The sequence below is a fragment of the Brevibacterium sp. 'Marine' genome, from assembly GCF_012844365.1.
Taxonomy (GTDB): Bacteria; Actinomycetota; Actinomycetes; order Actinomycetales; family Brevibacteriaceae; genus Brevibacterium.
On the sequence record NZ_CP051626.1, the window covers coordinates 1,846,804 to 1,862,566 of the forward strand.

Here is a 15,763-nt window from a genome sequence, read left to right on the forward strand (position 1 = left end):
ACCGGTCGCCGGACGCAAGATTTGAGTAAAGGAAGCAGGGAAACCAGATGGCGGAACTGACAATTCGCCCGGAAGAGATCCGGGACGCTCTCGGGAAGTTCGTTGACTCGTACAACCCGGAGAGCTCGGAAAAGACCGAAGTCGGCAAGGTCGTCACCGCTGGTGACGGTATCGCTCACGTCTCGGGTCTGCCCGGCACCATGGCCAACGAACTCCTGCGGTTCGAAGACGGCACCCTGGGCCTGGCACAGAACCTCGACGAACGCGAGATCGGTGTCGTCATCCTCGGCGAGTTCTCCGGCATCGCCGAAGAGCAGAACGTCTACCGCACCGGAGAGGTCCTCTCGATCCCGGTCGGCGACGGCTACCTCGGCCGTGTGGTCGATCCGCTGGGTCGTCCCGTCGACGGACTCGGCGATATCGAGACCGTCGGCCGCCGCGAGCTCGAGCTCCAGGCCGCCGGCGTCATGGACCGCCAGGAAGTGCGTGAGCCTCTCCAGACCGGCTACAAGAGCATCGACGCGATGATCCCCGTCGGCCGTGGCCAGCGTCAGCTGGTCATCGGCGACCGCAAGACCGGCAAGACCGCTCTGGCGATCGACACGATCATCAACCAGAAGGCCAACTGGGAGACCGGAGACCCCAAGAAGCAGGTCCGCTGCATCTACGTGGCCGTCGGCCAGAAGGGCTCGACCATCGCCGGCGTCCGCCGTTCGCTGGAAGAAGCCGGAGCGCTCGAGTACACGACCATCGTGTCCTCGCCCGCCTCGGACCCTGCCGGCTTCAAGTACCTGGCCCCCTACTCCGGCTCGGCAATCGGTCAGCACTGGATGTACGACGGCAAGCACGTCCTCATCGTGTTCGACGACCTGTCGAAGCAGGCCGAGGCCTACCGCGCCGTGTCCCTGCTGCTGCGTCGTCCGCCGGGCCGTGAAGCCTACCCCGGTGACGTCTTCTACCTGCACTCGCGTCTGCTGGAACGCTGCGCGAAGCTCTCCGATGACCTCGGCGGCGGTTCGATGACCGGTCTGCCGATCATCGAGACGAAGGCCAACGACGTCGGTGCGTTCATTCCGACCAACGTCATCTCGATCACCGACGGACAGATCTTCCTGCAGTCCGATCTGTTCAACGCCGGTCAGCGTCCCGCTGTCGACGTCGGTGTGTCCGTGTCTCGAGTCGGTGGTGCCGCTCAGACGAAGGCCCTCAAGGGCGTCTCAGGCACACTGAAGATCTCGCTGGCTCAGTACCGTTCGCTCGAGGCGTTCGCGATGTTCGCATCCGACCTCGACGATGCGACCAAGCGTGACCTGGCTCGCGGTGCGCGACTGACCGAACTGCTCAAGCAGGGTCAGTACGCTCCGATGCCGTTCGAGAAGCAGACAGTGTCGATCTTCGCCGGAACCAACGGCTACCTCGACGAGATCCCGGTCGGCGACGTGCTCCGGTTCGAGACCGAACTGCACGATCACATCGAGCGCAAGACCGGCATCTTCACGACCATCCGTGAGACGCTGAAGCTCGACGACGACACGACCGAAGAGCTGAAGAACGTCCTGGCCGAGTTCACCCAGAACTTCGCCAGCTCTGACCAGAGCGGATCGAAGGCCGGAAGCGAAGACACCGCAGCCGCTTCCTCTGACGAGGTCGAGCAGGAGCAGATCGTTCGGCAGAAGCGTTGAACCTGTTCCGTAACGGCGAAAGGAAGAACTGATGGGAGCCCAGCAGAGGGTCTTCAAACAGAAGATCCGCTCGACTCAGTCCTTGAGGAAGATCTTCAAGGCGATGGAGCTCATCGCTGCTTCGCGGATCCAGAAGGCCATTGCCCGCTCGCAGGCGGCAAGCCCGTACGCGAACGCCCTGACCCGGGCCGTGTCGGCAGTGGCCAGCGAGTCGAACGTCGACCACGTTCTCACCACGGAATCGGACAACGTCAAGCGTGCTGCCGTCCTGGTGATCGGTCCCGACCGCGGATTCGCCGGGGCCTATTCGGCGAACCTGCTGCGCGAGGCCGAGGAACTCATTCGGCTGCTGCGCAACGAGGGCAAGAGTGTGGATCTGTTCACGGTCGGCAGCAAGGCCAAGAACTACTACACCTTCCGCGATCGCAAGATCGAGAAGTCCTGGACAGGCATCTCCGAGAACCCGTTGGCCGAGCACGCCCGCGAGATCGGTGAGGCGCTGTTGGAGAACTTCGATCCGGAGTCGGACGACTCCGGGATCGACGAGATCTACATCGTCTTCACCCGTTTCGTCTCCAGCGTCACGCACGACCCGGAATACCGGCGTCTGCTTCCGCTGGAGGTCGTCGACGCCGAAGAGGCATCGGCCGGCGGACAGGCCGGCGGATCGTCCGACGCCCCCGCGTTCCCACTCTACGAGTTCGAACCGAGTGCGGAGGCTGTACTCGACGCTCTGTTGCCGCGATACATCGATTCGCGCATTCTGTCGGCGCTGCTCAGTGCAGCAGCATCCGAGCAGGCATCGCGACAGGCGGCGATGAAGACAGCCACGGACAACGCGGATGATCTCATCAAGACCTACACCCGGTTGGCCAATACGGCTCGCCAGGCGGAAATCACCCAGGAACTCACCGAGATCGTCGGTGGGGCGGATGCCCTCGCGGCATCGGCAGCCGGCGACTGACCGGCGAGAGCAGAGAGAAAGAGACCATGACTGCCACAGCAACGGAAACCTCTCCGGCACAGGGCACTGCCCTCGGCCGGATTTCCCGAGTCATCGGCCCGGTTGTCGACATCGAGTTCCCGCTCGACTCCGTGCCCGAGATCTACAATGCACTGACCGCGTCGGTGGAACTGTCCGAAGGCACCCGGAAGCTGACCTTCGAGGTCGCGCTTCACCTGGGCAACGGACTCGTCCGCGCCGTGTCGCTGCAGCCGACCGACGGCCTCGTCCGCGGACAGGAAGTCGTCGACACCGGCGCACCGATCTCCGTTCCCGTCGGAGACGTGACCAAGCACCACGTGTGGAACACCACCGGTGACTGCCTCAACCTCGCCGACGGCGAGGAGCTGGAGATCTCCGAACGGTGGCCCATCCACCGTCCGGCACCGTCCTTCGACGAACTCGAGTCGAAGACCGAGATCCTCGAAGTCGGCATCAAGAGCATCGACCTCCTGACCCCCTATGTCCAGGGTGGAAAGATCGGTCTGTTCGGCGGCGCCGGCGTCGGCAAGACCGTGCTCATCCAGGAGATGATCTTCCGCATCGCGCACAACCACTCTGGCACCTCGGTGTTCGCCGGTGTGGGCGAGCGTACCCGTGAGGGCAACGACCTCATCATGGAAATGGATGAGGCAGGAGTCTTCAAGGACACCGCGCTGGTGTTCGGCCAGATGGATGAGCCCCCAGGCACCCGTCTGCGCGTGGCGCTGTCGGCGCTGACCATGGCGGAGTACTTCCGCGATGTGCAGAACCAGGACGTGCTGCTGTTCATCGACAACATCTTCCGCTTCACCCAGGCCGGCTCCGAGGTCTCGACCCTGCTGGGTCGCATGCCCTCTGCCGTGGGCTACCAGCCCAACCTGGCTGACGAGATGGGTCTGCTGCAGGAGCGCATCACCTCGACGCGTGGTCACTCGATCACGTCGATGCAGGCGATCTACGTTCCCGCCGATGACTACACCGACCCGGCTCCGGCGACGACATTCGCCCACCTCGACGCGACCACGGAACTCAGCCGTGACATCGCCTCGCGCGGTCTGTACCCGGCGATCGACCCGCTCGCATCGTCCTCGCGCATCCTCGATCCGCTGATCGTCGGTGACGAGCACTACCGCGTGGCCAATGAGGTCAAGGCGATTCTGCAGAAGAACAAGGAACTGCAGGACATCATCGCCATCCTCGGTGTCGATGAACTCGGTGAAGAGGACAAGCTCGTCGTTCACCGTGCACGTCGCATCGAGCAGTTCCTCTCGCAGAACACCTACACCGCGGAGAAGTTCACGCAGGTTCCCGGTTCGACCGTGCCGCTGGCCGACACGATCGAAGGCTTCTCGAAGATCTGCTCCGGCGAAGTCGACCACATCCCTGAGCAGGCATTCTTCAACGTCGGTGGCCTTGACGATGTCATGCGCAACTACGAAGAGATGCAGAAGTAAGCCATGGCGACACTCGAAGTGAATGTCGTGGCTGCTGATCGCGAGGTATGGGCGGGTGAGGCCAAGCGCGTCATCGCCCGTACCCTCGACGGCGAGATCGGCATCCTGCCGGGTCACGAGCCCGTGCTGGGTGTCGTCGCCGACGGCGAGGCACGGATTCTCACCCCGGGAGAGGACACCATCAGGGTCAAAGCCGATGGTGGATTCCTCTCGGTGGAGAACAACCGTGTGATCATTGCCGCTGATCAGGCCGAACTTCTCTGATCTGCGCGTTACACTGGCAACCGTGAACCCTTCTGTCCTGCTGATCGTTCTGCTCTCGTTGGTAGGACTCGCGCTTGCTCTGATCGTGGTCGTCACGATCCGACGCAGGTCGATCTCGAAGCTCTCGGGTGCCTTTGACTGTTCCATCAACGTGGGCGAGGAGTACTCTTCTCGCCCACGTTGGCGTTTGGGTGTGGCGGTGTTCTCGGTCACGTCCCTGGACTGGTATCCGGTCTTCGCACTGACGCGCCGTGCCGCATTCCGACTGCCGCGCGCGGATCTGGATATCCTCGTCCGGCGCAAGCCCACCTCCGGTGAGCAGTACTCGGTTCTGCCCGAAGCGGTCGTCGTCGACTGCTCGTACGGCAAGGCGGACGGTCGTCCGCGTTCGGTGTCCCTGGCAATGGACACCGAATCTCTGTCCACGATGGCTTCGTGGCTCGAATCATCACCCCCTGGCTTCAATCCGACGATGGGACGGTTCACCTAATGGATGTCTTCCGCCTGACCGGGCCCGCACAGTTGGCGGGAACCATCGATGTCAGGGGCGCCAAGAACAGCGTCCTCAAGCTCATGGCCGCGAGCCTCCTCGCGGTGGGACGCACCACCATCACCAACGTCCCGGCCATCCTCGACGTGCGAATCATGGTCGAACTGCTCGTCCGCCTCGGCTGCACGGTCGACTATGACGCTGAAGACGGCGTTGTCAGCATCGACGTCCCTGCCGAAGTCGGCATCCAGGCCGACTACGAACTCGTCCGTGCGATGCGGGCGTCGATCTCCGTCCTCGGGCCGCTGACCGCACGGATGCGCGCCGCGCATGTGGCACTTCCCGGCGGAGATGCCATCGGCTCCCGCGGACTCGATATGCACCAGGCCGGGCTCGAGGCTCTGGGAGCAGTCGTCCATCTTGACCACGGTTACTTCGTCGCCGAGGCTCCGAACGGTCTGCGCGGCACCGAGATCGTCCTCGAGTTCCCCTCCGTCGGCGCCACCGAGAACCTCGTCATGGCGGCAACCCTCGCTCAGGGCACCACCACCATCGCCAATGCGGCGCGCGAACCCGAGATCGTCGACATCTGCACGATGCTCGTCGAGATGGGTGCGCAGATCGAAGGAGTGGGCACGTCCGACCTCACCATCACCGGTGTCGAATCGCTGCAGCCGGTGACCCATCGCACAGTCGGCGATCGCATCGTCGCCGGGACTTTCGCCTTCGGCGCCGCCTTGAGCGCAGGTGACGTGACCGTGCGCGGAGTCGGGCTCGACATCATGCCCAACATCGGAATGAAGCTGCGCGATTCGGGCGCCACGGTCGAAGACCTCGGCGAGATCATCCTCGGGGATGGGACCGAAGGCAAGGGGTTCCGTGTCATCGGCGCTCAGCGTCCTCACGCCATCCGGGTCGCCACCATGCCGTTTCCCGGATTCCCGACCGACCTGCAGCCGTTCGTCATCGCATTGAACTCGGTCTCCGACGGAATCGGTCTGCTCTCGGAGAACCTGTTCGAAGCACGCTGGCGCTTCGTCCAGGAGATCGCCCGCCTCGGTGCGAAGGTCCGCATCGACGGCAACCACGCGCTTGTCACCGGCAGCGAGAGCCTCTCCGGCGCCGAAGTCGAGGCCTCCGACATCCGGGCGGGAGCTGGCTTGGTCATGGCCGCACTGCGCGCCGGGGGAGTCACCGAAGTCTCCGGAATCGACCACATCGAACGCGGTTACGAGAACTTCGTCGATAACCTGCGCAGCCTCGGTGTCGACGTCCAGCGGGTCGAGAAGCGAGACATTCTCAACTTCGGCTGAGCTTCCCACGCAACGCTCCTCGTCGAGTAGTCGTCGGCTTCCGAGTCCGGTGGAGCCCTTCCGTGCCCGGTGAGGGATCTGTTCTCGCCGATCTCTTCCTGCGCATAGGGCAGGCCTGGGTCAGAACAGGCGTGTCTCGGGGTCGTCCATTCCGCGCAGTGCGTCATAGTCGAGGACGACGCAGCGGATGCCCCGATCCTCAGCGAGCGTACGTGCCTGCGGTCTGATCTCCTGAGCCGCGAAGACACCGTGGACGGGGCTGAGCAGGGGATCGCGATTCATCAGTTCGAGATAGCGAGTGAGCTGCTCGACGCCGTCGATGTCGCCGCGGCGTTTGATCTCCACGGCCACTGACTTCTGCCCGTCGTCACGAGCCAAGATGTCCACCGGACCGATGGCCGTCATGTATTCGCGGCGAACCAGACTGTAGCCCTCGCCGAGGGTCTCGATGTGCTCGGCGAGCAGCTCCTGCAGATGTGCTTCGACACCGTCCTTGACCAGTCCCGGGTCGACTCCGAACTCATAGGTGTCGTCTGCGAGGACCTCGGCGATGGAGATGACGAGGCGGTCGCCGGTCTTCGTCTGAGAGACCTCCCACAGCTCGGTCAGGCCGGCCTCTGCCTGCTCGGCATCGGGCTCGATATGACGAACCGTGCACGGGGGCGTCATCCAGTTCAGCGGCTTATAGGAACCGCCGTCGGAATGGATGAGCACCGAGCCGTCGGACTTGAGCATGATGAGGCGGGTGGCCATCGGAAGGTGGGCGGTCAGACGACCGGCATAATCAACGGAGCATTGGGCTATGACTAGACGCACGCGCTTCAGCCTACGTGAGACAATGACTCAATGCCACGATCTTCATCCTCGCGTCGCAAGAACAAATGGCAGCAGGCACCCCGCGATCTGTCCGACTCCGTGTCAGGTATGAGGACGAGCCGTTCTCTGCCGGACGGAACCTGGTCTGTGCAGACCGTGAAGGGAAATGAATCCGGCAAGGTCTATGTCTGCCCCGGCTGCAGCCGCGACGTCAGTGCCGCCTCGAGCCATATCGTCGCCTGGCGGCAGGACGCCCCGCACGGAATCGAGATCGGGGTCGAGAGCAGACGCCACTGGCACCAGCACTGCTTCGACCGCTTCCGGTGATCTCATGCCACCTGCAGTCGGTCGGACGAACGGTCGCCGGCGACCGAGGTGCCACGCCGGAAACGTCGAAGGGACCCGCAGCAGCGGGTCCCTTCGTCATGATCGTCTCAGTCGGCCTCAGCGCAGCGAGTTGCGCGAGCGTGAGGTCTTCGAGTTGTTGTTCTTCGAGCCGGAGACCTGCGCATCGATCGAGATGGTGTCCTCGTCGGTGGCACCGTTGGGCAGGTCCTCGCTCGCAGTGTCCTCGGCATCATCGGCGGAGTCGGCGTTCGCCCCCGAAGCGTTCTTCGAATCAGGAGTCGACTTCGACCCTTCGGCCGACTGAGCGGACGTCTTCGCTGAGCTGCTGTCCTGAGGTCCCGTCTGACCCTTCTTCGCAGGTCCGGTCGAGCTCGTGGACTCGGTCTTCGAAGACTCGGCAGTGGTGTCTGTCGACGATGCGTCGTCGGACGATTTCGCGGAATCGCCGGACTTCTCGTCACCGGTCGACTTCGCCGATTCGTCGGCCGTCGTCGCATTCGAAGAGTCGTCGTCGGCCAGCAGGTCTTCGAGCTCCTGGCCGTCGGCGATCTGCTCGGTGGCGTGAGACGCCGATTCTGCCTTCGCCGGATCCACTGAGTCGCCGCCCATGACCCCGGGCATTGCGAACAGCGAACGGAGCTGATCGAGCTGAGCGGTGATCGTCTTGCGCTGCTTCGTGAGCAGATCGACCTGCGACTGGGCGGAGGCGACATTGCGCTTGGCCTCTGCCGCGGACTCCTCGATGGTCGCCTCGGCGGTGGCCCGAGCTTCGGCGATGAGTGTCTGCGCACGGGACTTTCCGTCGGCGATGATCTCGTCGGCCTTCTTCACTGCGTCGGTGCGAGTCTGCTCGGCACGCTCGGCAGCTTCCTTGGCCTCGGTGTCGGCCTTCGCCGCACGGGCCTGAGCCTCCTCGACGAGCTTCTTGTTCTCGGCCTGTGCCTCTTCGTAGCGTTTCTTGCGTTCGGACTCGGCTTCTTTGCGCTTGTTCGCGAGTTCGACGTCGAAGTCGTTTCCGGCCTTCTTCGACGCCTCGTCACGGGCCTTTGCGGCCTTGAGCAGCTCATCGGCCTGTGCCTGTGCAGCGGCCACTGTCTCTTCTGCCTCGGTCTTGGCCTCGGCACGCAGGTCGGCAGCTTCCTTCTCGGCGGTCGCTCGCAGCTCGGAGAGCTCGAGATCCAGACTCTCGCGAGCTTCCTTCGCAGAAGCGGCATTCGCTTCCTTCGCCTGGTTGGTCTCGCGTTCGGTGGTCGCGCTGAGCTCGGCAGCGCGCTTCTCAGCGGCCTTGATCGTCTCTTCGGCGCGCAGCTCGGCCGAGGACGTGATCGCATCGGCTTCCGAACGGGCATTGGACAGAGTGTCGTTGCTCTCGGTGTGCATGCGCGCACGTGCGGAGGCGGCCTCGGCGCGAGCCTTGTTCCGGATCGTCTCAGCGTCGGAATTGGCCTGGGCGAGGGTCTCACGGGCCTGTGATTCGGCGATCTTGAGCAGATGATCGATGCGGCTTCCGGGAGGGCCGGCGGCCTCCGCGTTGTCGTTGGCAGCCTTCTTCAGCTGTGCCTTGGCTTCGGACAGCTCTCCGGCGATCTGCAGCTTCGCCCGATCTGCATTGATGACCTGACTGCGCGCATCGGCCAGAGCCTTGCGGACCGATTCGACCTCGGTGCGCAGCTGCTGCAGACGCGAATCGACTTCACTCTTCTCGTAGCCGCGCATCGCTGTGCGGAATTCTTCGGTGGGCGTCACTGAAGCGAACTCCTGTCATCGTGGAAAGGGGGTGTACTTGGGCTGTCCTCGTCCTACTCTAACGGAGACTCCATGAGTGTTGGGTGCGAATGCGCGAGTGTGGACAGGGGCCGCCGCCAGGGCTGTGCGGACCCAGTGATGCAGGCCACATGGGCCTCGACTAGGCTGGAGGACGTCGAAACGCATACGTGCTGCGGACACGAGTCGCCAGCACGGAAATCCGAGGAGGAAATATGGCTGATGCAGTGATCGTCGCCGGAGCACGGACACCGTTCGGGCGGCTGCAGGGCGAGCTGTCGAAACTCAGCGCCGTCGAGCTCGGCGCCGAAGCCATCGCCGGTGCTCTCGATCGCGCCGGCATCCAGGGCTCCGACGTCGGCTACGTGATCATGGGTCAGGTTCTTCAGGCCGGGGACAGTCAGGGTCCCGGTCGACAGGCTGCAGTCAAGGCCGGCATCCCCATGTCTGTTCCGGCCGTGTCGGTGAACAAGCTGTGCCTGTCGGGGATCAATACGATCACTCAGGCCGCTCAGCTGATCCGCGCCGGCGAGTACGACGTCGTCGTCGCGGGCGGTCAGGAGTCGATGAGCCAGGCCCCGCACATGCTCATGAAGTCCCGTTCGGGCTATAAGTACGGCGATGTCGTCGTCAAAGACCACATGGACTACGACGGTCTCTGGGACGCCTTCACCGATCAGGCCATGGGCGGTTTGACCGAAGAAGCCAACGCCGGTGACCGCGAGTTCTCCCGCGCCGAGCAGGACGCCTTCTCCGCTCGTTCGCACCAGCGCGCTGCGGCGGCACAGGAGACCGGTGCCTTCGCTGATGAGATCGTTCCTGTGACCATCAGCTCGCGCAAGGGCGATGTCACCGTCTCCGCCGATGAGGGGGTGCGCCCGGACACGACGGTCGAGTCCCTGTCCAAGCTGCGTCCGTCCTTCCGCAAGGATGGAACGATCACCGCCGGCAACGCCTCGCAGATCTCCGATGGAGCCTGCGCCGTCGTGGTGATGTCGCGTGAGAAGGCCGAGGAGCTCGGCGCTCCGATCCTTGCAGAGATCCGGTCGCATGCATGGACCGCCGGACCGGACTCGACTCTCCAGCATCAGCCCTCCCAGGCCATCAAGGCCGCCGCCGAACGCGAGGGAGTTGCGGCCGACTCCTTCGATCTCTACGAGATCAACGAAGCCTTCGCCGCTGTCGGTCTGGCCAGCGCGAAGGATCTCGGCATCGACGAGGACAAGGTCAATGTCAACGGAGGCGCCGTTGCGCTGGGCCACCCGATCGGTGCCTCGGGTGCCCGAGTCGTCCTCACGCTTGCCCTCGAGCTCCAGCGTCGAGGCGGCGGCACCGGTATCGCCGCGCTCTGCGGCGGCGGTGGGCAGGGTGATTCGCTCATCGTCACAGTGCCTGCTCGGGCCTGAGCAGAACCGTTCACTCGCAGTCAGAGACATGATGTGGCGGGGAGTCGATCTGCTCCCCGCCGCGCAGGATAGGAAGGACCACCATGCTCGCAGCATTCTCAGTCGCGCCCAGCGGGGGAGAAGGGGCCGATGCGTCGGTCCACGACGCCGTGGCCGCAGCCGTCGAGATCGTCCGCAAGTCCGGACTGCCGCACCGCACGGACTCGATGTTCACGACCATCGAAGGCGAATGGGACGAAGTCTTCGCGGTCATCAAAGACGCCGCCGAGGCGGTCGGTGAGTTCGGCACTCGGGTGTCGCTGGTGGTCAAGGCCGATATCAGACCCGGCTACTCCGGAGAGATCGACGGCAAACTCGAGCGTCTGGAGAAGGCGATCGACGCCCGCGGGGAATCCTGAGTCCGATTCTTCCGAAATTCTCAGTGACGTGAGTCTCATCTGGCGTTAGTCTTTCTCCATCGGATGCATCGATCGAAGGAGATGGACAATGAATGGTGCAAAGCTCTTCTCTGTTGCCACGGCACTCACGTTCGTCGCGTTGGTGGGCTTCATGCTCGCGGGATTCTTTCCGATCATCGTCGACTTCGCGTTCGGCATCGAAGCCGCAGCAGTCATCCTGGCGATGACGGGAGTGGTCGCCGTGTCCTTCGTGACAGTGCGCAGATCGATGGAGAACGCGGCCCGTCATTACTGAGGTTCTCCTGCCGAGCTTCCACGGCAGCGATCCGGCCCCGGTTCGCGGCGGCGACTGAGACAGTCCCCACCGAGCCGGGGCCGCTTTCTGTTCTCATCCGGGCATCGGTTACGATATTTGAGCCTCCGTAGCTCAGTCGGATAGAGCAACCGCCTTCTAAGCGGTAGGTCGCGGGTTCGAGCCCCGCCGGGGGCGCTTCTCATGCCCGCGGCCGGCTATCGGGCGGATTCGACCGGTCTGCTCAGCCGCTGAGCAATTCCGCGCCGATACGGCGTGGCAGTTGGTGCGGAGCTGGGAAAACATAGAGAGTGGAGGCGTGATGACTGAGAGCAAGAGCGCCGTGACGCCGCCGGTCGGCCAAGCGTTGAACGATATCGTCAAGCGAGTGTCGGAGACGCGCTTCACCCTGCGCAGCGAAGACTTCGCCGACGCTCGCACAGCACACTCGACACTGAGCGCCGAACTCAACGACTACGTGCTGCCGCGGATCAACCGTTCACGGACTCCGTTCCTCATCGCAGTGGGCGGTTCGACCGGCGCAGGCAAATCGACTCTGGTCAATTCCCTCGTGGGCCGCAACGTCAGCCCCGCCGGAGTGCGTCGACCGACGACGGGAAACCCGGTCGTCATCTTCAATCCCGCCGACGCCAAGTTCTTCGAATCGGAGCACTATCTGCCTGATCTGCCGCGCAGCTCCGATCCGCAGTCGAGCGTGCCCGGAGTCGTCCTCATCGCCGATGAGAACATCGAAGCGGGCACAGCCGTCCTCGACTGCCCCGATATCGACTCCGTTTCGGAGACGAACCGTGCACTCTCGCGCAGGGTGCTGCTCAGCGCAGATCTGTGGCTGTTCGTGACGACGGCGAACCGGTACGCCGATGCCGCCCCGTGGGCTCTGCTGAAGACAGCCGCGGCGCGAAGCACCTCGGTCGCCATCGTCCTCGATCGGGTTCCGCCCGAAGCCAACCGCGAAGTCAGGCATCATCTGTCCAGTCTGCTCTCTGATGCGGGACTGGCGAACTCACCGATCTTCTCCGTCGCCGAGCTCGAACTCGAAGAGGGGCTGCTCCCTCATGCGGCGATCTATCCGATTCGCTCGTGGATCTCTCAGGTCGGAACGGAGGGCACCTCCCTCGAGCGCATCCGCAATCGCACGCTCACAGGCGCGATCTCTGCCCTGCCCGCACGAGTTCGCGAACTCGCCGATTTCGCTGAGAATCAGGAATCGGCCCACAACGCTCTGGCCGGTTCATTGGAGAAGAGCTTCCGAGCCGCGCAATCGGGACTCGTCGACGTCTTCTCCGACGGACGCGTCCTGCACGGAGAAGTCAATGCCCGCTGGCAGGACTTCGTGGGCACCGGACAGCTGTTCCGCGGTCTGGAGCCGACGATGGCTCGGATGCGCGATCGCATCTCCGCTGCGGTGACCGGCAAACATGACGCGGCCACACCTCTGCACGTGGCGATTCTGCGCAGTGCGGCGGTCTCCCTGCGGGAACAGGCCATCGACGCGGTCGATCAGGTCAATGCCGAGTGGCGCAATACGGCTGCGGGCGCGGCCCTCATCGAAGACCAGCCTGAACTGCGCACGGTCGGTGCCGGACTCGAAGATGCGGTGAAGTCGGCAGTGAGCACGTGGTCCGACGAGGTCAATGCGCTTGTGCGCGATATCGGTCAGGGTAAGAAGTCCAAGGCTCGAATCCTCTCCTTCGGCGTTGCAGGCGTGTGCGCTGTCGTCGAATACGCGGCCTTCTGGGATCCGCAGCGCACCGACGGTGCCGGGCAGACCACTCGGCAGGGAGCCGGAGTCGCATTCAATCTCGCAGAGACGATCTTCGGAGCGGACGAGGCCGCCGGACTCATCGCATCGATCCGTCAGCGCTTCCTCGATGCCGCTGTCGGGATCGTCACGGGCTGTCGGACTCCCTTCGACAACGCACTGAGACTATCCGCGGTACCGGCGCGGCAAGCGGGCGCCCTGCGCGCCTCCGGTGAACGACTTGAGGTGGCATTGTGAACAGTTCTGCACAGACCGAGATCCGGCGCCTCGCCGATGGAATCCGACATGCGCTGTCACTGAGTGAAGACAAGCTGGCCGGGGACGTTCGCACCGATGCCCAGAATCTGCTCGACCGGGCCGAGGACCGGCTGGGTCTGGGCGAGGACTTCACGGTCGTGGCGTTCGCCGGGTCGACAGGCTCCGGCAAGTCCTCGCTGTTCAACGCGGTGGCCGGTCTCGAGATCGCCCGTGTCGGCGTGCGTCGACCCACGACCTCACGCCCGACCGCATGCGTCTGGGGCGAAGGCGGCAACGATGTCCTCGACTGGCTGCACGTGCCCGAACGCAGCCGCACCTGGCGCGAATCGGCACTCGATGGCGACGATCAGAGACGCCTGCACGGACTGATCCTGCTCGACCTGCCGGACCACGACTCCACGGCTGTCGAGCACCGTGTCGAGTCGGATCGCCTGGTGGGACTCGTCGACGTCGTGTTCTGGGTCGTCGACCCACAGAAGTACGCCGACTTCTCACTGCATTCGGAGTACCTGACCAAACTCGCCGAAAACAGTGCGAACATGGTCGTCGTCCTCAACCAGATCGACAAACTCAGTCCGGAGGAGCAGAAAGCCGCAACCGATCATCTGCGCCAGCTGCTCAACGAAGATGGGCTGAGCGAGACGAACGTGCGCATCTCCTCGGCAGTGTCCCGAGAAGGCATCCCGGAGATCCGCAGCATCCTCGCCGATACCGTCGACTCCAACGATGCCGCGGCCGAGAGGCTGCTGGCCGATATGCAGGCGATGGCCAAACGGATCCGGAAGGAACTCGGAGAACCGGTCTCCTCCCCGGACGAATTGGCAGGCGCGTCCCGACTGGTCGAGACGATGTCGGAAGCCGCCGGTGTCGAAGCTGTGGCGCAGACGGTGCACGACGATTACATCCGCCGTGCCTATCGGAAGACCGGCTACCCTGTCCTCGCATGGGCACAGCGCAACGCGCCCGACCCTTTGGGTGCCAAGCACGGTCAGGACCGGGACGAGCTCGTCCGCGCCTCGGTGCCGGCGACGACGAGGGCCCAGAGCTCCCATGTCCGTCTCATGGCTCACGAACTCATCGCAGAATCCGTGTCGACCATGCCGCAGGCCTGGCAGAACGAGGCCGCGGCGGCGGAGAAGAAGAGCACGGACGAACTGTCTCAGAACCTCGACTCGGCCGTGACAGCTGTGGAGATCACCCGGCAGAGTCCCGGTTGGTGGTCGCTGGCACATACCCTGCAGATCATCTTCTTCGTCGCCTCGCTCATCGGTCTCCTCGGCATCATCGTCTCCGCACTCGTCGCCGCGATCGGGTCGGGTGCCCTGCCGGCATGGTGCTGGATCGTCAGCTGCGGTCTGTTCGTGATCGGCTGCATCGGCTCCTTCGTGACTTCGCTGATGGCGAAGTCCGCGCGGGCCAGAGGTGCCGAAGAGGCCGCCGCCGAAGTCGACGGCAGGCTGCGAGACGCGGTCGGTGGCGTCGCTGAGAGCTCGTATCTCAATCCGGTGAAGACCGTCATCGGAGAGCATCGACGGGCCTACGAGATGCTCGACTGAGTCGCAGACACGCACCTTCGACTCGAACTCACAACGTGTGCGACTTCGACCCTGATGCCCTGTGGACACAGAACCACTGTCCACAGGGCATTTTCTGACCCTGGACAGCGGACCGGAGGATCGGGCTGACTGGAGATCCATGCGGACACCGCAGACCGCATGGTTTCATCACACCGATTTGGAGACACCGATGTCCGCAATCCCGATCACCGTCACCGGCACCATCGCCACAGAACCGACCGCACGCACACTTCCCTCCGGACGTGCCTGCGCCTCCTTCAGGCTGGCCGTCAATCATTGGAGAGTCGATAAGAGCACAGGCGAATTCATCGACGACGGAACCTCGTGGTTCGGCGTCGACTGCTACGGCGAGCTGGCCAGCAATTCCGCGATGTCGCTGACCACCGGGGCTGCGGTGATCGTGACGGGCAGTCTGAGGAACCGGGAATGGGCCACCGAGGAGCGCAGCGGAATCTCGCCGACTGTGGTTGCCGAGCACATCGGCCCCGATCTGAGATACGGAACTGCTCACTACAAGCGGGCGAAGGCAACCGATCGCTCTCAGCCGCCTGCCACACAGACGACCACCGCGTCGGCCGGCTCGCCCGGTGCGGTCTGGGACGTCTTGGAACCCTCCCCGCCGGACACCGGCACCGGAGACAGCGAGAGCCTCGCCCCGCGGGGGCCGGTCAGGGCGACCGGGACAGGCGGGGAGGACGATCGCGGGACCGAAGCCGATGGCGGGACCGAACGCGACGTCACCATCGATTCCCCGGAAGCTGTGGGGGCAGACAGCAAGACGGGAGACGAAGACGATCCGATCGCACGTGAGACTGCGAACGCCGCAGCGCCGTTCTGACCACATGGACTCGACGGTCCGAGGTCGACTTGCTGCCGCGCTCGGTACGCGCGATCCGCTACAGTGAGATTGTCAATCGTCCCCTCTCGCCGAGG

The 15,763-nt window shown here is 64.1% G+C and carries 15 protein-coding genes and 1 tRNA gene; 14 read left to right on the forward strand and 2 right to left on the reverse strand.

What is annotated here, in order from left to right; translation table 11 throughout:
- Positions 1 to 47: 47 nt before the first annotated feature.
- The 6 genes from atpA to murA are packed head-to-tail and all read left to right on the forward strand — an operon-like array spanning position 48 to position 6,188.
- On the forward strand, positions 48 to 1,682 hold the full coding sequence (atpA, locus tag HF684_RS08270) for a F0F1 ATP synthase subunit alpha (protein ID WP_169252112.1): 1,635 nt from the start codon (positions 48 to 50) through the stop codon (positions 1,680 to 1,682).
- A gap of 31 nt (positions 1,683 to 1,713) precedes the next feature.
- A complete protein-coding gene (locus tag HF684_RS08275; RefSeq protein ID WP_169252113.1) occupies positions 1,714 to 2,646 on the forward strand; it encodes a F0F1 ATP synthase subunit gamma in 933 nt (310 codons plus the stop codon).
- A 26-nt stretch (positions 2,647 to 2,672) separates the two neighbouring features.
- On the forward strand, positions 2,673 to 4,121 hold the full coding sequence (gene atpD / locus HF684_RS08280; RefSeq protein WP_025776912.1) for a F0F1 ATP synthase subunit beta: 1,449 nt from the start codon (positions 2,673 to 2,675) through the stop codon (positions 4,119 to 4,121).
- Positions 4,122 to 4,124: 3 nt separating this feature from the next.
- Positions 4,125 to 4,385 (forward strand): F0F1 ATP synthase subunit epsilon, encoded by a 261-nt coding sequence (locus HF684_RS08285; RefSeq protein ID WP_025776911.1) that lies wholly within the window; start codon positions 4,125 to 4,127, stop codon positions 4,383 to 4,385.
- Positions 4,386 to 4,407: 22 nt separating this feature from the next.
- Entirely contained in the window at positions 4,408 to 4,875 is a 468-nt protein-coding gene (locus HF684_RS08290; RefSeq protein ID WP_025776910.1) for a DUF2550 domain-containing protein, read from the forward strand.
- The gene (gene murA, locus HF684_RS08295; protein ID WP_169252114.1) at positions 4,875 to 6,188 is read left to right on the forward strand and encodes a UDP-N-acetylglucosamine 1-carboxyvinyltransferase; all 1,314 of its coding nucleotides are present in this window, start codon (positions 4,875 to 4,877) and stop codon (positions 6,186 to 6,188) included. The genes HF684_RS08290 and murA overlap by 1 nt, the downstream gene beginning before the upstream one ends.
- A 120-nt stretch (positions 6,189 to 6,308) precedes the next feature.
- On the opposite strand, the gene nucS is transcribed toward murA, so the two are convergent.
- Positions 6,309 to 7,004: an endonuclease NucS gene (gene nucS / locus HF684_RS08300; protein ID WP_169252115.1), complete on the reverse strand. Its 696-nt coding sequence runs from the start codon at positions 7,002 to 7,004 to the stop codon at positions 6,309 to 6,311.
- Between the two features lie 30 nt (positions 7,005 to 7,034).
- Here nucS and HF684_RS08305 point away from each other — a divergent pair, with 30 nt between their 5' ends.
- Positions 7,035 to 7,331, forward strand: coding sequence for a hypothetical protein (locus HF684_RS08305; RefSeq protein ID WP_169252116.1), 297 nt, complete (start codon positions 7,035 to 7,037; stop codon positions 7,329 to 7,331).
- A 117-nt stretch (positions 7,332 to 7,448) separates the two neighbouring features.
- Here HF684_RS08305 and HF684_RS08310 read toward each other — a convergent pair whose 3' ends face one another.
- Entirely contained in the window at positions 7,449 to 9,098 is a 1,650-nt protein-coding gene (locus tag HF684_RS08310) for a cell division protein (protein WP_169252117.1), read from the reverse strand.
- A gap of 233 nt (positions 9,099 to 9,331) precedes the next feature.
- Here HF684_RS08310 and HF684_RS08315 point away from each other — a divergent pair, with 233 nt between their 5' ends.
- The 7 genes from HF684_RS08315 to HF684_RS08345 all read left to right on the forward strand — a co-directional run bounded on the left by HF684_RS08315 (position 9,332) and on the right by HF684_RS08345 (position 15,668).
- Positions 9,332 to 10,522 (forward strand): acetyl-CoA C-acetyltransferase, encoded by a 1,191-nt coding sequence (locus tag HF684_RS08315; protein ID WP_169252118.1) that lies wholly within the window; start codon positions 9,332 to 9,334, stop codon positions 10,520 to 10,522.
- A gap of 83 nt (positions 10,523 to 10,605) precedes the next feature.
- Positions 10,606 to 10,920: a thiamine-binding protein gene (locus HF684_RS08320; RefSeq protein WP_169252119.1), complete on the forward strand. Its 315-nt coding sequence runs from the start codon at positions 10,606 to 10,608 to the stop codon at positions 10,918 to 10,920.
- An 88-nt stretch (positions 10,921 to 11,008) separates the two neighbouring features.
- Entirely contained in the window at positions 11,009 to 11,215 is a 207-nt protein-coding gene (locus HF684_RS08325) for a hypothetical protein (RefSeq protein ID WP_169252120.1), read from the forward strand.
- A 121-nt stretch (positions 11,216 to 11,336) separates the two neighbouring features.
- A tRNA-Arg gene (locus tag HF684_RS08330) sits at positions 11,337 to 11,410 on the forward strand.
- 124 nt (positions 11,411 to 11,534) lie between these two features.
- Complete coding sequence (locus HF684_RS08335; protein ID WP_169252121.1) at positions 11,535 to 13,232, forward strand: dynamin family protein; 1,698 nt, start codon at positions 11,535 to 11,537, stop codon at positions 13,230 to 13,232.
- Positions 13,229 to 14,809 (forward strand): GTPase, encoded by a 1,581-nt coding sequence (locus HF684_RS08340; protein WP_169252122.1) that lies wholly within the window; start codon positions 13,229 to 13,231, stop codon positions 14,807 to 14,809. The genes HF684_RS08335 and HF684_RS08340 overlap by 4 nt, the downstream gene beginning before the upstream one ends.
- Positions 14,810 to 14,999: 190 nt before the next feature.
- On the forward strand, positions 15,000 to 15,668 hold the full coding sequence (locus HF684_RS08345; protein ID WP_169252123.1) for a single-stranded DNA-binding protein: 669 nt from the start codon (positions 15,000 to 15,002) through the stop codon (positions 15,666 to 15,668).
- Positions 15,669 to 15,763 lie beyond the last annotated feature (95 nt).

What these genes read in the sequence shown, in the direction of transcription:
- HF684_RS08285 (WP_025776911.1), top strand. Translation starts at nt 4,125, where the DNA reads ATGGCGACACTCGAAGTGAATGTCGTGGCTGCTGATCGCGAGGTATGG.
- atpD (WP_025776912.1), top strand. Translation starts at nt 2,673, where the DNA reads ATGACTGCCACAGCAACGGAAACCTCTCCGGCACAGGGCACTGCCCTC.
- HF684_RS08315 (WP_169252118.1), top strand. Translation starts at nt 9,332, where the DNA reads ATGGCTGATGCAGTGATCGTCGCCGGAGCACGGACACCGTTCGGGCGG.
- atpA (WP_169252112.1), top strand. Translation starts at nt 48, where the DNA reads ATGGCGGAACTGACAATTCGCCCGGAAGAGATCCGGGACGCTCTCGGG.
- HF684_RS08345 (WP_169252123.1), top strand. Translation starts at nt 15,000, where the DNA reads ATGTCCGCAATCCCGATCACCGTCACCGGCACCATCGCCACAGAACCG.
- HF684_RS08275 (WP_169252113.1), top strand. Translation starts at nt 1,714, where the DNA reads ATGGGAGCCCAGCAGAGGGTCTTCAAACAGAAGATCCGCTCGACTCAG.
- HF684_RS08325 (WP_169252120.1), top strand. Translation starts at nt 11,009, where the DNA reads ATGAATGGTGCAAAGCTCTTCTCTGTTGCCACGGCACTCACGTTCGTC.
- HF684_RS08305 (WP_169252116.1), top strand. Translation starts at nt 7,035, where the DNA reads ATGCCACGATCTTCATCCTCGCGTCGCAAGAACAAATGGCAGCAGGCA.
- HF684_RS08320 (WP_169252119.1), top strand. Translation starts at nt 10,606, where the DNA reads ATGCTCGCAGCATTCTCAGTCGCGCCCAGCGGGGGAGAAGGGGCCGAT.
- murA (WP_169252114.1), top strand. Translation starts at nt 4,875, where the DNA reads ATGGATGTCTTCCGCCTGACCGGGCCCGCACAGTTGGCGGGAACCATC.
- HF684_RS08335 (WP_169252121.1), top strand. Translation starts at nt 11,535, where the DNA reads ATGACTGAGAGCAAGAGCGCCGTGACGCCGCCGGTCGGCCAAGCGTTG.